This is a genomic window from Intrasporangium mesophilum (assembly GCF_054783095.1).
This window is the reverse complement of sequence record NZ_BAAGRF010000029.1, coordinates 380055-397277: the sequence shown is the minus strand read 5'-3', so window position 1 is coordinate 397277 and position 17223 is coordinate 380055. Positions and strand designations below refer to the sequence as shown.

General features: G+C 70.3%; 16 protein-coding genes. 13 read left to right on the top strand and 3 right to left on the bottom strand.

What is annotated here, in order from left to right:
- Window positions 1-32 precede the first annotated feature (32 nt).
- The gene (locus ACYVLP_RS21685; RefSeq protein WP_460629380.1) at window positions 33-2324 is read left to right on the top strand and encodes an exo-beta-d-1,3/1,6-glucosidase; all 2292 of its coding nucleotides are present in this window, start codon (window positions 33-35) and stop codon (window positions 2322-2324) included.
- A gap of 36 nt (window positions 2325-2360) precedes the next feature.
- Here the strand turns inward: ACYVLP_RS21685 and ACYVLP_RS21680 are convergent, their stop codons facing one another.
- Complete coding sequence (locus ACYVLP_RS21680) at window positions 2361-3110, bottom strand: YoaK family protein (RefSeq protein WP_460629379.1); 750 nt, start codon at window positions 3108-3110, stop codon at window positions 2361-2363.
- Window positions 3107-3610 carry a MarR family winged helix-turn-helix transcriptional regulator gene (locus ACYVLP_RS21675; protein ID WP_460629378.1) on the bottom strand — a complete coding sequence of 168 codons (504 nt, stop codon included), beginning with the start codon at window positions 3608-3610 and terminating at the stop codon, window positions 3107-3109. The genes ACYVLP_RS21680 and ACYVLP_RS21675 overlap by 4 nt, the downstream gene beginning before the upstream one ends.
- Window positions 3611-3689: 79 nt before the next feature.
- On the opposite strand from ACYVLP_RS21675, the gene ACYVLP_RS21670 reads away from it, so the two are divergent.
- On the top strand, window positions 3690-4757 hold the full coding sequence (locus ACYVLP_RS21670; protein WP_460629377.1) for an LLM class flavin-dependent oxidoreductase: 1068 nt from the start codon (window positions 3690-3692) through the stop codon (window positions 4755-4757).
- A complete protein-coding gene (locus ACYVLP_RS21665; protein ID WP_460629376.1) occupies window positions 4754-5440 on the top strand; it encodes an NADPH-dependent F420 reductase in 687 nt (228 codons plus the stop codon). Before ACYVLP_RS21670 ends, ACYVLP_RS21665 begins: the two co-directional genes overlap by 4 nt.
- A 52-nt stretch (window positions 5441-5492) precedes the next feature.
- On the opposite strand, the gene ACYVLP_RS21660 is transcribed toward ACYVLP_RS21665, so the two are convergent.
- Window positions 5493-7388: a Na+/H+ antiporter NhaA gene (locus ACYVLP_RS21660; RefSeq protein ID WP_460629375.1), complete on the bottom strand. Its 1896-nt coding sequence runs from the start codon at window positions 7386-7388 to the stop codon at window positions 5493-5495.
- 405 nt (window positions 7389-7793) lie between these two features.
- On the opposite strand from ACYVLP_RS21660, the gene ACYVLP_RS21655 reads away from it, so the two are divergent.
- The 10 genes from ACYVLP_RS21655 (at window position 7794) to ACYVLP_RS21610 (ending at window position 16694) form a co-directional block, all read left to right on the top strand.
- A complete protein-coding gene (locus ACYVLP_RS21655) occupies window positions 7794-8180 on the top strand; it encodes a hypothetical protein (protein WP_460629374.1) in 387 nt (128 codons plus the stop codon).
- A 205-nt stretch (window positions 8181-8385) separates the two neighbouring features.
- Window positions 8386-9573, top strand: a complete 1188-nt coding sequence (locus tag ACYVLP_RS21650) for a 4-hydroxybenzoate 3-monooxygenase (protein ID WP_460629373.1) — start codon at window positions 8386-8388, stop codon at window positions 9571-9573.
- Window positions 9574-9712: 139 nt separating this feature from the next.
- Window positions 9713-10504 (top strand): protocatechuate 3,4-dioxygenase subunit beta, encoded by a 792-nt coding sequence (pcaH, locus tag ACYVLP_RS21645; RefSeq protein WP_460629372.1) that lies wholly within the window; start codon window positions 9713-9715, stop codon window positions 10502-10504.
- The gene (gene pcaG, locus ACYVLP_RS21640; protein ID WP_460629371.1) at window positions 10497-11099 is read left to right on the top strand and encodes a protocatechuate 3,4-dioxygenase subunit alpha; all 603 of its coding nucleotides are present in this window, start codon (window positions 10497-10499) and stop codon (window positions 11097-11099) included. Before pcaH ends, pcaG begins: the two co-directional genes overlap by 8 nt.
- Entirely contained in the window at window positions 11096-12478 is a 1383-nt protein-coding gene (locus ACYVLP_RS21635; RefSeq protein ID WP_460629370.1) for a lyase family protein, read from the top strand. Before pcaG ends, ACYVLP_RS21635 begins: the two co-directional genes overlap by 4 nt.
- Window positions 12475-13278 (top strand): alpha/beta fold hydrolase, encoded by an 804-nt coding sequence (locus ACYVLP_RS21630; RefSeq protein WP_460629369.1) that lies wholly within the window; start codon window positions 12475-12477, stop codon window positions 13276-13278. Before ACYVLP_RS21635 ends, ACYVLP_RS21630 begins: the two co-directional genes overlap by 4 nt.
- Window positions 13275-13793 carry a 4-carboxymuconolactone decarboxylase gene (pcaC, locus tag ACYVLP_RS21625; protein ID WP_460629368.1) on the top strand — a complete coding sequence of 173 codons (519 nt, stop codon included), beginning with the start codon at window positions 13275-13277 and terminating at the stop codon, window positions 13791-13793. Before ACYVLP_RS21630 ends, pcaC begins: the two co-directional genes overlap by 4 nt.
- Complete coding sequence (locus ACYVLP_RS21620; RefSeq protein WP_460629367.1) at window positions 13777-14469, top strand: 3-oxoacid CoA-transferase subunit A; 693 nt, start codon at window positions 13777-13779, stop codon at window positions 14467-14469. Before pcaC ends, ACYVLP_RS21620 begins: the two co-directional genes overlap by 17 nt.
- A 26-nt stretch (window positions 14470-14495) precedes the next feature.
- Complete coding sequence (locus tag ACYVLP_RS21615) at window positions 14496-15149, top strand: 3-oxoacid CoA-transferase subunit B (RefSeq protein ID WP_460629583.1); 654 nt, start codon at window positions 14496-14498, stop codon at window positions 15147-15149.
- A 90-nt stretch (window positions 15150-15239) separates the two neighbouring features.
- Window positions 15240-16694: a benzaldehyde dehydrogenase gene (locus tag ACYVLP_RS21610; protein ID WP_460629366.1), complete on the top strand. Its 1455-nt coding sequence runs from the start codon at window positions 15240-15242 to the stop codon at window positions 16692-16694.
- The last annotated feature ends 529 nt before the right edge of the window (window positions 16695-17223 follow it).

Sequence of the window (17223 nt, the reverse complement as noted above, 5' to 3'; positions counted from 1 at the left end):
CCAGCACTGATCCGGCAACGCAAGGCAAGAGGATGACCATCCAGGACGCGCGCTATCTCGACCCCTCGGCGACGATCGGCCAGAGGGTCGCCGATCTGCTGGACCGGATGACGGTCGAGGAGAAGGTCGGCCAGATGATGCAGCTGGACGCCCGGGGCGATCTGGACGAGCTGGTCCTGCGAATGCACGCCGGGTCGATCCTGCACACCTCACCGGAGCGGGTGATCCGAGCGCACGACCTCACTGAGCAGACCCGGCTGCGGATCCCGTTGCTGGTCGGCGAGGACTGCATCCACGGCCACTCCTTCTGGGAGGGCGCGACCATCTTCCCGACCCAGCTCGGGATGGCGGCATCGTGGGACGCCGGACTGCTGGAACAGGTGGCCCGCGCCACCGCAGCCGAGGCCGCGGCCACGGGCGTGCACTGGACGTTCTCACCGGTGCTCTGCATCGCGCGCGACCTGCGCTGGGGCCGAGTGGGCGAGACCTTCGGCGAGGACCCGTTCCTCATCGGCGAGCTCGCCTCCGCGATGGTGCGCGGCTATCAAGGCGCGGGGCTGTCTGACCCCACGGCCATCCTCGCGACGGCAAAGCACTTCGCCGGCTACTCCGAGACCCAGGGCGGCCGGGATGCGAGCGAGGCCGACATCTCTCGGCGGAAGCTCCTTTCGTGGTTCCTCCCGCCCTTCGAACGCGTGGCCCGCGAAGGCTGCCGCACCTTCATGCTCGGCTACCAGACCATCGACGGCACTCCGATCACGGTCAACGACTGGCTGCTGAACGATGTGCTCCGCGGCGAGTGGGGATACTCGGGAACCCTCGTCACCGACTGGGACAACGTCGGGCGGATGGTGTGGGAGCAACGGGTTCAGCCCGACTACGCTCACGCGTCCGCGGCCGCGGTGAGGGCCGGGAACGACATGGTGATGACGACTCCGGGCTTCTTCGACGGCGCGCAGGAGGCCATCCGGACGGGACTGCTCGCCGAGGACGACCTCGACGCTGCCGTGTCCCGGATTCTCACAGTGAAGTTCGAGCTTGGGCTGTTCGAGAACCCGCGCCGACCCGACCTGGAGCGCATCCAGCTCGCTGTCGGTACCGACGAGCACCGGGAGCTCAACCTCGAGATCGCGAGACGGTCGCTCGTGCTGCTTCGCAACGACGGCGTGCTGCCGCTCGAGGGTGGGCTCGCCTCGGATGGCACGGAACGCGCCGACGCGGCCGGTCGGGCCCCGAAGCGGGTGGCGCTCGTCGGGCCGCTGGCCGACGACGCTCAGACCCAGCTGGGCGACTGGGCGGGCGGCTCGGGCCAGGCGGGATGGCTCGAGGGGCAGCCGAGGGCGATGATCACGACCGTGCTCGACGGGCTGCGCGCCCACCTGCCGCGCGGGTGGACGCTGACCCATGCGCCGGGTGCCCGAATCCTCGAGCTGGTCCCGGACCCTGAGGGCGAGTTCTTTCCTGACGGCCAGCCCCGGCCACCGATCGTCGAGCCGGCCGAGCCCGACCCTGCGATGGTCGCCGATGCGGTCGCGCAGGCCCGTCGAGCGGACTATGTCGTGGTCGTGGTGGGGGACCGGATCGAGCTCGTGGGCGAGGGTCGCTCGACGGCGACTCTCGAGCTCGTCGGAGGCCAGCGTGACCTCCTCGAGGCGCTGGCCGCGACCGGCACGCCGATGATCGTGGTCCTGCTAGCGTCCAAGCCCCTCGTCCTGCCGCCAGCGGCGTTGCACGCATCGGCGCTGCTCTGGGTTGCCAACCCCGGGATGGAGGGCGGTCGGGCGATCGCCGAGCTGTTGCTCGGCCTGATCCAGCCGAGCGGGCGCCTGCCCATCTCACTCGCACGACACGTCGGCCAGCAGCCCACCTACTACAACCAGATACGCGGCCAGCACGGTGACCGGTACGCCGATCTCACCCAACAGCCGGCCTTCGTTTTCGGCGAGGGGCTCTCCTACACCCGCGTCGAGTACGAGGACCTGCAGGTCGGCGAGAACGTGGTGGCCCCCGACGACACCGTTCGCGCCACGGTGACGGTGCGGAACACGGGCACGCGTCCCGTCCGGGAGACCGTCCAGGTCTACGTCAGCGACCAAGTCACGTCGGCGAGCTGGGCAGACCAGGAGCTCAAGGCGTTCCGGCAGGTCGAGCTCGAGCCGGGGGAGTCCCGAAGAGTCGAGATCGACGTCGCGGTCCGGGACCTGACGATCGTCGACGCTCAGGCCCGTCGGGTCGTGGAGCCCGGCGAGTTCGAGCTCCGCGTCGGTGGTTCCAGCCGACGGGAGCGCCAGCAGTGCGCCCGCTTCGTGGTCGAGGGCATGTGAGCTGATCTGGTCGGTCGGCTCAGAGAGTCGTGACTCTCATGGGGTCTTGCGCGGCTGAGGTGTGGCCGTCCGCCAGACCGCGGTATGCCGCGTAGTCAGCCAGGCGGCCACCGCGACGAACGCGAGCAGTGCCGTGCCGGCGATGAGCGGGATCACCGCGCCCTGGTGAAGCACGAGCAGCGCCCCGACCACTGCACCGCCGAACATCGAGACGACCGCCAGGAGGCGACGTGCGAGGGGCGCCCGGCGGGCGCCTGTGCGGAGGTCTGCGGCCAGCCCGGTGAGCGTCATGGTCAGGACGGTGGTCGTGAGGTCCGGCACTGCCAAGCTTCGGGCGGCGGCATTCTGGGCGCCTGTTGCGATGGCGAGCAGGAGGACCGCAACGTCCCGGCCGATGACGTCTACCGAGGCATCCGCGTGGGCGACCACGACTGTCGCGACGCCGGCCAGCACGGCCTCACCGCTCACGGTGATCGCCAGGAGTCGGGCCCGGTCGCTTCCGGACGAGGAGATCAGCCGTCCGCCCGCACCTGCGCCGACGAGGAATCCGGCGAGGCCGACCACGGAGGCGCGGAGGGAGAATCCGGGTGCGCCCGCGACGGCGAACCCCACGAACACGACGTTGCCGGTCATGTTGGCGACGAACACGCGTCCCAGGGCGAGGATGCTGACCGCGTCGACGATGCCGGTGAACACGGTCAGCGCGACCAGCAGGAGCGGGAGGGGCCCGTGTGCCGGGTCTGCGACGAGCGAGCTGGGCACGAGCCTGCGGGTCAGGGGTTTCATGTGCCGTCGGGGAGCAGGCGCGTCCGCAGAGCGCGGCTGATCTCGCCGGCCGCGACGAGCTGGTCGGGTGTGAGGACATCGATGAAGAGCTCCCGCACCGCACGCAGGTGAGGCGCGGAGGCGCGTCGGAAGGCCGTCGCCCCCGCCTCCTCGAGCACCACCTCGGCACCGCGGCTGTCAGTCGCGCAGTCCTCGCGGCGGACGAGGCCGCGCCGCTCCATGCGGCCCAGGTGGTGGGAGAGGCGGCTGCGCTCCCAGCCGACCGCTGTGGCCAGGTCGGAGGATCGCAGCCGGCGGCCAGGGGCCTCGCTCAGTGCAAGCAGCACGGCGTAGTCACCTGGGGACAGCTCTGACTCGCTCTGCAGGCGTCGCACGAGCTCGGCTCGCACGGCCTCTGTCGACTCGATGAAGTCGCGCCAGATCTGCAGCTCGTCCGCGGTGAGCCCCCGACGCGTGGACCGGCTGGCCATCGCCACCTCCTTGATTGACACGTCAATCATATCCGAGCATACTGATGAAGAACTATTGACACGTCAATCACTTCGGCCGACTGCCGTCGGGACGCCCGAGGAGGAACCCATGACCGACATCGAGTTCGGACTCGACACCTTCGGTGACGTGCCGGAGGACGACATCGGCGCACTCACCACGTATGCGGCAGCGATCCGGCAGACCGTCGACGAAGCGGTGCTGGCCGACGAGCTGGGCGTCGACGTGTTCCTCGTGGGAGAGCACCATCGGCCGGAGTTCGCGATCTCGAGCCCGGAGACCGTGCTGGCCGGGATCGCAACGCGGACGACCCGGATCCGGCTGGGCTCGGGCGTGACGGTGCTGAGCTCGGACGACCCGGTTCGGGTGTTCCAGCGCTTCGCCACGGTCGATGCCCTGTCCAACGGGCGGGCCGAGGTCATTCTGGGCCGGGGGTCGTTCACCGAGTCGTTCCCGTTGTTCGGCTTCGACCTGACCGACTACGACGTCCTGTTCGAGGAGAAGATCGAGCTGTTCGCCGAGCTCCTCAAGGAGAAGCCGGTGACCTGGTCGGGGACCAAGCGCTCCGCGCTCGTGGAGGCCGACGTCTTCCCCAAGACCGAGTCCGGCCACCTGAGCACCTGGGTGGGTGTCGGAGGTTCCCCGCAGTCCGTCGTGCGCACGGCGCAGTACGGGTTCCCGCTCATGCTCGCGATCATCGGTGGCGCTCCCGAGCGTTTCGCCCCCTACCTCGAGCTGTACCGGCGGGCCGCAGAGCAGTTCGGCACCACCGCCCATCCAGTGGGCATGCACTCGCCGGGCTTCATCGCCGACACGGACGAGGAGGCCAGAGAGCTGGTCTGGCCGCGCTACAAGGTGATCCGTGACCGCATCGGAGCGTTGCGCGGCTGGCCGCCCATCCGGCGCGCCGAGTACGACGCGGAGATCGCGCACGGATCCATGTACATCGGCTCCCCGGAGACCGTCGCGAGGAAGATGGCGCGCGCCATCGCGGCCCTCGGGGTCGGCCGCTTCGACCTGATCTACACGACAGGGACGATCCCGGCCCGCGCGAGAATGCGCGCTGTCGAGCTCTACGGCACCCAGGTGGTCCCGAGGGTCCGCGAGCTGCTTGCCGAGCAGTCGGCAGACGTCTCGGCCGCGGGGCCACGGCGATGAGGAGTCCTGCGACGACCCTCGGGATCCTGGGAGCCGGAAAGGTCGGAACCGTGCTGGCCCGCCTTGCCGTCGCCGCCGGCTACCGCGTCCTGATCGCCGGCTCCGGCGACCCCGCACGGATCGCGCTCACCGTCGAGGTCCTCGCTCCCGGTGCCACCGCGACCACCGCAGAGCTCGCGGCCGCCGAGGCAGAAGTCGTGATCCTGGCCCTCCCGCTCGGCAAGTACCGCACGGTCCCCGCCGATGCGTTGAGCGGCAAGCTCGTGATCGATGCCATGAACTACTGGTGGGAGGTCGACGGCCTCCGCGACGATCTCAACGACCCGACGACGTCGAGCAGCGAGACCGTGCAGGACTTCCTGCCTGCAGCCCACATCGTCAAGGCCTTCAACCACATGGGCTACCACGACCTCGAGGACGAGGCCCGGCCGCCGGGAGCCCCACACCGCAAGGCGATCGCCATCGCGGGAGACGACCCCGACGACCTCGCCGTCGTCGAGCGCATCGTCGACGACCTCGGCTTCGACCCCGTCGTCGCGGGCTCGCTGGCGGACGGCATCCGGCTGGAACCCGGCGCTGAGGCCTTCGGCGCCAACCTCGGTGCCGGACAGCTGCGCGCCGTCCTCGGGCGGTTTGCCGACTCTGAGCGCGGCCGGCATGTCGCCCGCGCCCGTGCCGCGTGACTCGGGCGGAGGTGCCACGTCCCGCATCGGGCGTGCCGCATCGGGCGACCGATCACCTCGACCCGGAGACGCGGAGGGCGTCGCGGGCAGTGCGGACCGCTGCGGTAAGCGTCTCCAGGTCGAACGCGCCGTGGTGGCGCTGTCCATTGACGAAGAACGTGGGTGTGCCGGCGACACCGGACAGGTCGGCCGACTCGACGTCGCGGGCGACCCGAGTCTCGTGGCGGCGACGACGAAGGTCGCTCTCGAAACGGGCGGTGTCCAGCCCGAGCTCGTCGGCGTAGCGCAGCAGGTCCGCAAACCTGAGGTGCTCCTGGCGGGCGAGCAGGAGGTCGTGCATCTGCCAGAACGCGCCCTGAGCTGCGGCCGCCTCGGAGGCCTCGGCGGCGAGCTGGGCCTGCGGGTGGACGTCGGTCAGGGGCAGGTGTCGCCACACGTATCGGATGTCGGTGTCGTCCGCGAGCAGCTCGCGGACGGCCGGTTCGGCCTGGCCGCAGTGAGGGCATTGGAAGTCGCCGAACTCGATGACGGTGATGGGCGCCTTGACGGGTCCGCGGACGTGGTCGTGCTCGACGTCGACCTCCGGGACGAGGTCCTGGATGAGGGTCAGGTCACCGACGAGTGCCCGGGCCCGAGCCTCTTCGGGTAGCCGCCCGATGAGACGGTAGACGACCCAGGTGACGGCCGCGGAGAGGGCGGCGGCAGTGAGCGCACCGAGCTTGGCCTCGGCCAGATGGGTGTCGTGGAAGGCGCGGCTGGCCACGAGCAGGGCGACCGTGAACCCGATGCCCGCGATGGTGCCGCTGCCGAGGACGACACCCCAGCCGACGGGCGGACGGATGCGGCCACGGCTGAGGACCGTGACGACCTTGCTCGCCGCGACGATGGCGATGGGCTTGCCCACGACGTAGCCGACGATGACGCCGATGGTGACCGGTGCGGCATACGCATGGCCGAGGAAGCCGGGGTCGAGTGTGATGCCGGCGTTGGCCAACGCGAACAACGGCACGATCAGGTAGCTGGTCCACGGGTGGTAGAAGGCCTGCAGCCGCGCATTGGGTGACAGGGTGGCCAGCAGCCCGGTGCGGGCGGACCGGGCGAGCTCGATGGTCGGTTCCTCACGGAAGCGACGCACGAGCCCGGTGGCGTCCTCGAGGTCGCCGCGACTGGGCGTGTATGCCGGGCAGGCCAGCCCGATGACCAGACCCGCCACGATCGGGTCGATGCCAGAGGTGCGCAGAGAGAGCCACAGCGCGACCCAGATCAGCACGTACACCCAGATCTGCTGGACACGGAGCCGGACGGCATACAGCAGCAGTGCGAACACGGCAGCGGCGACCAGCAGCGGCGGCCAGTGAATACTGCCGCTGTAGGCGATGGCGATGACCACCAGTGCGGCGAGGTCGTCGACGACGAGGATGGTCACCAGGAACACGCGCGCCCGTTCCGGGGCGTGGGTGCCAAGCAGGGCGAGCATGCCCAGGGCCAACGCGGTGTCGGTGGACATGGCGACACCCCAGCCGTTCGTGGTGCCGTGGCCGGCGTTGATGGCGAGGTAGATGCCGATGGGGAGCGCCATGCCGGTCAGGCCCGCGACGAGCGGGAGGACGAACCGGCGACGCTCGCGCAGGTCGCCGAGGTCGAACTCTCGTCGAGCCTCCAGACCGACGACGAGGAAGAAGAACGTCATCAGGCCGTTGTTGAGCCAGCCGCGCAGGTCCTCGTCGATGGCGTGGTCCCCCAGGGTGATCGACAGCCGCGTCGTCCAGAACGACTCGTAGGTCTGCTGGCTGAGGTTGGCCCACACCACGGCGAGGACGATCGCGGCGGCAAGCACGCCGGCACTGCCTGACTCGGTGAGCAGGAAGTCGCGCAGCGGCGCGCCGCGGCCACTGCGGGGCCGGAGCGTCATGGTCCTCCACAGCGTGGACTTGGACGGTTCGGACACGGTTGAGCACCTCGCCGAGGTGCCGGGACCTGCCGAGACCTCTCGCTCACTCTCGCAGATCATTGGCCTCCCGGCGGCCAACAGGCCAGCGCCGTGGACTGCGCCGGGCTCGATCCTGTCCGCCAGCGGGCAGCCCCCGTGCGACCGGGTCGGGGTGAGCTCCCTTTCCCGGTCGATTGCGTCGGCCTCGGATGGGCCCAACATTCTGTCGATGAAGGAATGGACGATGTCCCGGGCGGAGTAAGTCGCAACATTTCCGCACGTTGGACCAGAATGCGTCACGTTTCCAACAATTGGCGGCCAAAGGGACGACTGCGAAGAAGAGACGAGCGCAGTGCCCGCGTTTGTATGGCGCTCCAAACAATGATGCGAGTACATTTTCGAGCGTCGCGAAAGGAGAGCGTCATGAGCTTTGTCGGTCGAGCACTGGGCGTCGGAGCTGCCCTCGTCGCGGTGGTCGCCACCGCCGGGTCGGCCCACGCGACGCCTGGCAAGAGCCCACAGTGGACGCTCCGGCTGGTGGGCACCTGCAATGGTGTCCCGGCAGTCGTCATCGATCCGCCCGGGCCGGGGCCCACGGGCTTCAGCCTCACCGACGGCCGGATGGGCGTTGGGAGGTTGTTCGAGGGCGTCAACACAGCGACGGGCGAGATCGCCTTCTCGGATGAGTACGGAGTGGCGCTCGAGCACGCCAACCAGCCGATCACCACGTGTGAGTTCCCGATCCCACCCGCCCTGTCACCCGACGGCACGGCCGACTGGGTCTTCAGGGTGACCGGCTTCTTCCGCTGAGCCGGGAGGATTCGCTGGCAACAGCGGCTCGTCCGAGTACGGGGTGAGCCCGGGCAGGTCCGCGAGAAGAGGCGCTCGAGGTAGAGGACCTGGTTGCCGTCCCGGATCGCGAGGTGGACAGTGGCCAAGGTGGCGTACACCGCGCCCGTGGTCGGCACCCGCGTCACGCCGACCGCGTCAGTCACCCATCGTCGCAAGGAAGCCGATGACAGCGCGCGTCACCTCGACCCAGGTGGGGATCGTCGGAGGCGGACCGGCGGGGCTGATGCTCTCGCATCTGCTGGCCCTGGAGGGCATCGAGTCGGTTGTCGTCGACAACAGGTCGCGGCTCGAGATCGAGAACACCGTGCGCGCTGGGATCCTCGAGCGTGACAGCGTTCGGCTGCTTGTCGAGTCCGGTGCGTCCGAGAGCGTGCTGACCGAGGGACAGGAGCATCGGGGCATCGAGCTCGGGTTCGGCGGGACCTTGCACCGGATCGACTTCCAGTCCTTGGTCGGCGCCTCCGTCTGGCTCTACCCGCAGACGTCGGTCTTCATGGACCTCGCGGCCGCTCGCGAGGCCGCTGGTGCGGACGTGCGTTTCGGTGTGAGCGACACGGCGGTCGATGAGCTCACCACCGAGCGGCCGGCCATCAGGTTCACGGACCATGACGGGATGCCGAGCGAGATCCACTGCCGGTACCTCGTGGGCGCCGACGGCTCGCACAGCACCTGTCGGCAACAGATCCCGCAGGCGCAGGCCCGCCAGTACTTCCAGGAGTATCCGTTCGCCTGGTTCGGCATCCTCTGCGAGGCGCCCAAGAGCGCGCCCGAGCTGATCTACAACCACGCCGAGCGGGGATTTGCCCTGATCAGCCAGCGGACCGAGGCGATGCAGCGTATGTACTTCCAGTGCGATCCCGACGAGGACGTCACGTCGTGGTCCGATGACCGGATCTGGTCCGAGCTCCAGGCCCGGGTCGGCGCCAACGGCCACACCCTGGTGGAAGGCCCGATCACGGACCGCGCCGTGCTGCGGTTCCGAAGCTTCGTGCACGAGCCGATGAGGTACGGCAACCTGCTGCTCGCGGGCGACGCGGCGCACACCGTGCCGCCTACGGGAGCCAAAGGACTCAACCTCGCGCTCGCGGACGTGCGCGTCCTCGCGGACTGCCTCGAGCGTGCCTTGCGCAAGGACGACGTGGACGCGCTCGACGACTACACCGACCGGGCGCTGGCCCGCGTGTGGAAGGCGCAGCACTTCTCGTTCTGGATGACCCGGATGCTGCATCGACTGCCGGAGTCCACGGACTTCGACGGTCGGCGTCAGCTCGCCGAGCTGCAGTCGCTGGTCGACTCCGCGGCGGGTCGCACCTACCTCGCCGAGGGCTACACCGGCTGGCCCGTCACGTGAGCGGCCGAGCACGATGCCGTCGACCAGGCCAGCACGATGCGGTCGGCCTGCCGGGCGCCTCTCCAGACCGACAGGGCCGGGCAAGGCCGGGCATGGCCGAGCAAGGCCGAGCAAGGCAGGCTAGGGCAAGGAGATCGACATGAGTGAGACGGCGACCGAGGGTCGCGAGGCGCCGGCTGACCGCGACAGCCAGGCGGCGCTCAACGCCGAGATGGCGGCGGCGCGCGCGCAGGACGACGCCGAGGGCATCGCCCGCGTGCAGCCGCGACTGGACTTCCCGGCATACCGCAGCTCGTTGCTTCGGCACCCGACCAAGGACCTGCGCCACGCCGACCCGGAAGCGATCGAGCTCGCCGCGCCCTGCTTCGGGCACCGAGACGTCGACCCGCTCGAAGCAGACCTGACCGTCCAGCATGGCGGCGAGCCGATCGGCGAGCGGATCCGGATCACCGGTCGGGTTCTCGATGGCGACGGTCGTCCGGTCCAGGGCCAGCTCGTCGAGATCTGGCAGGCCAACGCCGCCGGCCGCTACGTGCACAAGCGCGACCAGCACCCCGCCCCGATCGACCCGAACTTCACCGGCGCCGGCCGCACCATCACGGGCGACGACGGCTCCTACTCGTTCCTCACGATCAAGCCGGGACCCTATCCCTGGCGCAACCACCGGAACGCCTGGCGCCCCGCCCACGTCCACTTCTCCCTGTTCGGCACCGAGTTCACGCAGCGCCTCGTCACGCAGATGTACTTCCCGGGCGACCCGCTCTTCCCGCTCGACCCGATCTACCAGTCGATCACCAACCAGGCGGCCCGTGACCGTCTCGTCGCGGCATATGACCACGACGTGTCCGAGCACGAGTGGCTGCTCGGCTACCGCTGGGACATCGTGCTGACCGGATCCCACGCAACCCCCTTGGAGGGCGAGCATGCCTGAGGCACAAGAGAACCCGACGTATGCCGTTGCCCACCATCTCGCGCCGACGCCCGGTCAGACGGTGGGGCCGTTCTACCACTTCGCGCTGCCGTTCGACGGGGGCGAGCATCTCGTCCCCGCCGGGTCGCCCGGCTCCGTCCGGCTGCACGGCACGGTCTTCGACGGCGAGGGCGCGCCCGTCCCCGACGCCCTGCTGGAGATCTGGCAGGCGGACGCGGACGGGCGGATCGTGCGGGAGGCCGGCTCGCTGCGGCGTGACCCAGGCGTCTTCACCGGGTTCGGGCGCACCGCGACCTGGCGTGATGGTGGTTACTCGTTCACGACCGTCGAGCCGGGCCCCACGTCCGAGCGTGCGGCGCCGTTCATCGCGATGACCGTCTTCGCCCGCGGGCTGCTCAACCGGCTGTTCACGAGGGTCTACCTGCCGGAATCCGGCGCAGCCAACGAGTCTGACGCACTCCTCGGCTCGCTCGACGAGGACGAGCGGACCACGCTTGTCGCGAGACGTGAGCCGGACGGGTCACTGCGGTTCGACGTGCACCTGCAGGGTGAGCGGGAGACGGTGTTCGTCCGCTACCCGAGGCACGATCTATGACTGGCCTGCTCGAGCCGGGCGCAGCCCGGTCAAGGGGCATGACGGACGACCGGGCGGCACTCCAGGCCATGCTCGACGTCGAGGTGGCCTGGGTGCGCGTCCAGCGGCGCCTCGGGCTGGTGTCCGAGGACGTCGTGTCCGTCGTGAGCGCCGCCGCGGTCGCCGACCGCCACGACCTCGCGTCGATCGCCCTGCAGGCCGAGGCGGGCGGCAACCCTGTCATCCCGCTGGTCTCCTCGCTGCGCGAGCAGGTCCGGCACGGTGCGGGCTCGCCCGACGTCGCTGGTCGGATCCACCAGGGTCTGACGAGCCAGGATGTCCTCGACTCGGCCCTCATGCTCGTCGCGTCCCGCGTGGTCGGGCAGCTCGGCGGTGACCTGTCCGGCGCCGCCGAAGCGACCGCCCGGCTGGCGGTCGAGCACCGTGACACTCTCATGGTGGCCCGCACTCTCGGCCAGCCGGCCCTGCCGACGACGTTCGGGCTCAAGGCCGCCGGCTGGCTCGGGGCGTTGGACGACGTGCTCGACGAGCTCTCCGCGGCCGGTCGCTCGCTGCCGGTCCAGTGCGGGGGAGCGGCGGGCACGCTCGCAGCAGTCGAGGCGCTCGCGCCCGGCCGTTCGGTCGAGGCCGCGGCCCTGCTCGCCGAGGAGCTCGGTCTCGCGTACCTGGGCCGACCATGGCACACCGACCGCGCGCCGGTCACCCGACTCGGAGACACCCTCGTGCGGGCGGCGGACGCGCTGGGCAAGCTCGCCAGCGACGTGGTCACCCTGTCGAGGGCCGAGATCGCCGAGCTACAGGAGCCCTCCATGGAAGGCCGAGGTGGGTCGTCCACCCTTCCGCAGAAGCGCAACCCGGTCCTGTCGGTGCTCGTCCGCGCAGTGGCCATCGAAGCGCCACAGCTCGGGGCGACGCTGCACACCGCTGCGGCGCTCGCGGTCGACGAGCGTCCCGACGGCGCCTGGCACGCCGAGTGGGGTCCCTTGCTCCGCCTCATGCGCCGCGTCGTGGTCGCGGCCTCACAGACCGAGGAGCTGCTGCGCGGCCTCGTCGTCGACCCCGAGGCCATGCGGCGCAACGTCGACGCGGTCGGGCCGAGCCTCGTCAGCGAGCGGCTCCTGCGCGAGGTCTCCTTGCTCCCGCAGGGCGCATCGGCTGTCAATGCGCTGCGGCCCGCGCTGGCCGGCGGCGCAAAGGCGCGACACCTCACGCCGATCCTGCGTGCGTACCTGCCCCCGGACGCCCTGTCCGACGAGACCATCCTCGAGCTGCTCGACCCCGCCCGCTACCTCGGGGCCACGGGCATCCTCGTGGACCGTGCCGTGGCCCGGCACCGAGCGGCATACCCAGCGCAGCGCAACGACGGGAGGAGCGCGTGACGATTCCGATCACCCTCACCAGCCTGCGGGCCCCTGAGCGGCAGCGCGGTGTGCTCGTCGTCGGCCCGTCGCTCGGCACGGCCGTGGCGCCGCTGTGGACCGCCTGCGCGGGCTTGCTCCCAGCGGACCTCGCGGTCGTGGGCTGGGACCTCCCCGGACACGGGGCAAGCGCTCCCTACGACGAGCCGTTCTCGGTGCAGGACCTGGCCGACGCCGTCATCGCGGCAACCGCCGGGCTGCGCGCCGCCGTTGCCGGGCCGACCGTGTATGCCGGTGTGTCCCTCGGCGGGGCCGTTGGACTCGCGCTCGCGATCGACCACGGACACGACCTCGCCGGGCTGGCCATCATCGCCTCCGGGGCCAAGATCGGCGAGCCCGAGGGCTGGCACGAGCGCGCCGACCTTGTCCGCCGCGCCGGGACGCCAGTCATGGTCGACGGGTCGGCCAAGCGATGGTTCGCTCCCGGCTCGACCGAGCGGGACCCGGCCACCGCGACCGCACTGCTCGCGTCGTTGCAGGACGCCGACCGGTTCAGCTACGCCCGCTGCTGCGAAGCACTTGCCGCCTTCGACGTCCGCGCTGAGCTGGGCCACATCGAGATCCCCGTCCTCGCCATCGCAGGTGAGCACGACGAGGCCGCACCGGTCGCGCTGTCCGAAGCCGTCGCCGCCGGCACCGGCGGCGCCCTGCGGGTCGTCACCGACGCCGCACACCTGCCGCCCGCGGAGCAACCGGCAGCCACGGCGCGCGAGCTCGCCGCGTTCCTGTCCGGGACGATCCAGGGAGTGCGGGCATCATGAGCGACGACAGCCCGTCTCGCAGCTCGTCGCGCGGCTCGTCTCGCAGCTCGTCGCGCGGCTCGTCTCGCAGCGCGGCCGACGCGCACGCTGAGGGCATGATCGTGCGGCGCGAGGTGCTCTCCGATGCCCACGTCGACCGGGTCGAAGCACGCACGTCGTCCTTCACCGAGCCCTTTCAGGACCTCATCACCCGCTACGCCTGGGGTGAGATCTGGACCCGCCCCGGCCTCGACCGGCGCATGCGCAGCGCCGTCACCCTGACCGCGCTCATCGCCCGCGACCACTGGGACGAGTTCGCCATGCACGTCCGCGCCGCCCGTCGCAACGGCCTCACCGTCGAGGAGATCCAGGAGGTCCTGCTCCAGGCGGCCATCTACCTCGGAGTCCCCGCCGCGAACCACGCGTTTGCGATCGCCGAGCAGGAGATCGCCCACTTCGACAAAGCCGAGCAGTCCGCGCGGAGCGAGCAGTCCGCGGACAGCCAGCAGAGGGAGCCAGATGATCGACATCACTGACAGCGCGGTCGACGCCGTCGCGGACATCCCCGACGGGGCGACCGTGCTGGTCGGCGGGTTCGGAACGGCCGGACAGCCTGTCGAGCTCATCGAGGCGCTGGTGCACAGTGGCGCTCGTGACCTGACGGTCGTGAGCAACAACGCAGGCAACGGCGATGTCGGCCTCGCCGCGCTGATCGAGGCCGGGCGGGTGCGCAAGATCATCTGCTCGTTTCCGCGCCAGAGCGACAGCCACCACTTCGACGCGAAGTACCGCGCCGGCCAGATCGAGCTCGAGCTGGTCCCGCAGGGCAACCTCGCCGAGCGGATCCGCGCGGCGGGCGCGGGGATCGGCGCTTTCTACACCCCGACCGGCTACGGCACCCCACTGGCCGAGGGCAAGGAGGTCCGCGAGATCGACGGGCGGCACTATGTGCTCGAGCTGCCGATCCGTGGCGACATCGCGCTCATCAAGGCGCACCGGGCCGACCGGGCCGGCAACCTGACGTACCGCAAGACCGCCCGCAACTTCGGTCCGATCATGGCGGCCGCGGCGGCCAGGACGATCGTGCAGGTCCACGAGGTCGTCCCTGTCGGTGGGATCGACCCGGAGGTCGTCGTCACTCCCGGCATCTACGTCGACCAGGTCGTGGTGGTGCCGACCGCTGCCCGGCCTGGGCTGGAGGACGGACAGTGACCGGCCGGCCGGGACCCACGACGTTCATGGAGGGGCCCGGGAGGCTCGGCGCGGACGCGCTGGCCGCGCTCGTGGCCGCCGACATCCCGCACGGGGCGTATGTCAACCTCGGCATCGGGCAGCCGACCCTCGTGGCCAACCATCTCGCGCCCGAGCGCGGCGTCACGCTCCACACCGAGAACGGCATGCTCGGCATGGGGCCCGAGGCGCACGGCGAGCAGGTCGACCTCGACCTCATCAACGCCGGCAAGATCCCGGTCACCGAGCTGCCGGGCGCGTCCTACTTCCACCACGCCGACTCGTTCGCGATCATGCGCGGCGGCCACCTCGACATCTGCGTCCTGGGTGCCTACCAGGTGTCTGCGCGAGGCGACCTGGCCAACTGGCACACCGGCGAGCCGGACGCCATCCCAGCGGTCGGCGGGGCGATGGACCTGGCCATCGGAGCGAAGGACACGTTCGTCATGATGAACCTGCTCACCCGCGAGGGCCGCAGCAAGCTCGTGGCCGACTGCACGTACCCGCTCACCGGCGTCGGATGCGTCAGCCGCGTCTACACCGACCTGGCGGTCTTCCTCATCGACCCCGGGGGTCCCGGTGGGACGGTGCTCGTGCGGGAGACCCACGGGATCACGTTCCGTGATCTTCAAGAGCTGGTGCCGATACCGCTGCGCACCTGATCCCCGCTGTCGTACTGGACGGGACACTCAGGGTCCTGTTCGGGCCTCCAGGGACAGAATTGATCCAGCTGCGAGCAAGGAGTGAGGACGATGACCATCATCGGGACCGACTGGCACGGCAAGATCTTCCTGAGCGGGTGGGTTCACGGCTCCGGCGAGCCGATCACCGTCACGTCGCCGGGATCGGGGGAGGCGCTCGGCATCGTCGGATCCGCGACGGCCGACGATGTCGCCCGCGCTGCCAAGGAGGCGGCCGCTGCCCAGCGGGACTGGGCCGCCCGGCCGCCGTCGGAGCGGGCCGCGGTCCTCCGTCGCGCGGGTGACCTCTGGGGGCAGCACGCGGAGGAGGTCCAGTCGTGGATCGTCAAGGAGAGCGGTTCGATCCCGCCCAAAGCGGGGCTGGAGACCCAGATCGCGTCGGACGAGTGCTACGAGGCGGCGGCTCTGCCGACCCATCCGGCCGGTGAGGTGCTGGCGACGAACCAGCCGCGCTGGAGCCTGGCCCGCCGCCGTCCGGTCGGCGTCGTGACCGTCATCGCGCCCTTCAACTTCCCGCTGATCCTGTCGATCCGCTCCGTCGCGCCGGCTCTCGCACTGGGCAACGCGGTGCTGCTCAAGCCGGACCCGCGCACGACCGTATGCGGGGGCGTGTCCCTCGTGCAGATCTTCCGCGAGGCCGGACTTCCCGACGGACTGCTGGCCCTGGTGCCGGGTGGACGCGAGACCGGCGAGGCAGCGATCGCCGCGCACGAGGTGCGCGTGGTGTCGTTCACCGGCTCGACAGCTGCGGGACGGGCGGTCGGTGCCCTCGGCGCGCAGCATCTCAAGCGCACGCACCTCGAGCTGGGCGGCAACAACGCCCTGATCGTGCTGCCCGGAGCGGATCTGACCAAGGCCGTCTCCGCGGGTGCGTTCGGCTCCTTCATGCACCAGGGGCAGATCTGCATGACCAGTGGCCGGCACCTCGTTCACGAGAGCCTGCACGACGACTACGTCGAGGCTCTCGCCGCGACTGCCGAGCATCTACCGGTCGGCGATCCGGCGGTGGAGCAGGTCGCGCTCGGCCCGGTCATCGACCACGGACAGCTGAAGAAGATCGACACGCTGGTTCAGGACTCGGTCGGTCAGGGGGCCACGCTCGCCGCGGGTGGCACCTACGAGGGCCTGTTCTACCGCCCGACGGTGCTCGCTCAGATGACCGAGGCCATGCCGGCTTGGCGAGAGGAGATCTTCGGCCCGGTTGCGCCTGTTCGCCCGTTCTCCTCCGTCGACGAGGTCGTCGCCCTCGCGGCCGACAGCCAGTACGGCCTGTCGCTTGGCATCCTCGGGGATGTCGGTGAGGCGATGAAGCTCGCGGATGCGATCCCGAGCGGCATCGTGCACATCAACGAGCAGACGGTGGACGACGAGGCCAACGCACCGTTCGGCGGCGTTGCGGCGTCCGGCACCGGGTCCCGCTTCGGCGGTGCCCGGGCGAACCTCGACGCGTTCACCGATACCCAGTGGCTCACGGTCCGGCCCGACATCGCTCCATACCCCTTCTGACCGACCTCGCACGGCAGGCGACGGTGGTGCCCGGGACCCTCGATGTGGCCCCGGGCACCGATGACCGGCGCGGCTGATCAGGAACGCCGTGCCGGTCGCGGCCCGCGGTCGGTCGTCACGTCTCCGCGTCTCCACCCACGACTTGTGCGAGGCGGCTAGACCGCCGCCCTCCCCGGGCCGCGGCCTGTGTACCGCGCCCGTATGCCGTCCGAGGTCTTCGAGGCCTGGCTCGGGCTGGCGCTGCAGTTGGGCAGTCGAGGTGGGGTGCGGCACATGCCTGCCGGATCGCGGATGGGTGCGGGGCCGGGGGGTCACCGTGCGAGGTATCAGTAGCCGGGGATTGAAACGTATCGATCAATGTGCGCGAGCGACTTTAGGAGCGTCGCGCATCGATGTCAACGGTGCAGTCGGCCCAGGCCGACCACGGCCAAACAGCAACGCGGATGGATCTGGTGGATCCGGTCGCCTTGTCAACCAACAGGTCATGAAAGCCTCATGAAACGTGTCAGCCGCAGCCCCATCGAGGCTT

Bases quoted from the DNA above. Each gene is read 5' to 3' on its own strand.
- ACYVLP_RS21685 (WP_460629380.1), top strand. From the start codon at position 33: ATGACCATCCAGGACGCGCGCTATCTCGACCCCTCGGCGACGATCGGC.
- ACYVLP_RS21680 (WP_460629379.1), bottom strand. From the start codon at position 3,110: ATGAAACCCCTGACCCGCAGGCTCGTGCCCAGCTCGCTCGTCGCAGAC.
- ACYVLP_RS21675 (WP_460629378.1), bottom strand. From the start codon at position 3,610: ATGATTGACGTGTCAATCAAGGAGGTGGCGATGGCCAGCCGGTCCACG.
- ACYVLP_RS21670 (WP_460629377.1), top strand. From the start codon at position 3,690: ATGACCGACATCGAGTTCGGACTCGACACCTTCGGTGACGTGCCGGAG.
- ACYVLP_RS21665 (WP_460629376.1), top strand. From the start codon at position 4,754: ATGAGGAGTCCTGCGACGACCCTCGGGATCCTGGGAGCCGGAAAGGTC.
- ACYVLP_RS21655 (WP_460629374.1), top strand. From the start codon at position 7,794: ATGAGCTTTGTCGGTCGAGCACTGGGCGTCGGAGCTGCCCTCGTCGCG.
- ACYVLP_RS21650 (WP_460629373.1), top strand. From the start codon at position 8,386: ATGACAGCGCGCGTCACCTCGACCCAGGTGGGGATCGTCGGAGGCGGA.
- pcaH (WP_460629372.1), top strand. From the start codon at position 9,713: ATGAGTGAGACGGCGACCGAGGGTCGCGAGGCGCCGGCTGACCGCGAC.
- pcaG (WP_460629371.1), top strand. From the start codon at position 10,497: ATGCCTGAGGCACAAGAGAACCCGACGTATGCCGTTGCCCACCATCTC.
- ACYVLP_RS21635 (WP_460629370.1), top strand. From the start codon at position 11,096: ATGACTGGCCTGCTCGAGCCGGGCGCAGCCCGGTCAAGGGGCATGACG.
- pcaC (WP_460629368.1), top strand. From the start codon at position 13,275: ATGAGCGACGACAGCCCGTCTCGCAGCTCGTCGCGCGGCTCGTCTCGC.
- ACYVLP_RS21620 (WP_460629367.1), top strand. From the start codon at position 13,777: ATGATCGACATCACTGACAGCGCGGTCGACGCCGTCGCGGACATCCCC.
- ACYVLP_RS21615 (WP_460629583.1), top strand. From the start codon at position 14,496: ATGGAGGGGCCCGGGAGGCTCGGCGCGGACGCGCTGGCCGCGCTCGTG.
- ACYVLP_RS21610 (WP_460629366.1), top strand. From the start codon at position 15,240: ATGACCATCATCGGGACCGACTGGCACGGCAAGATCTTCCTGAGCGGG.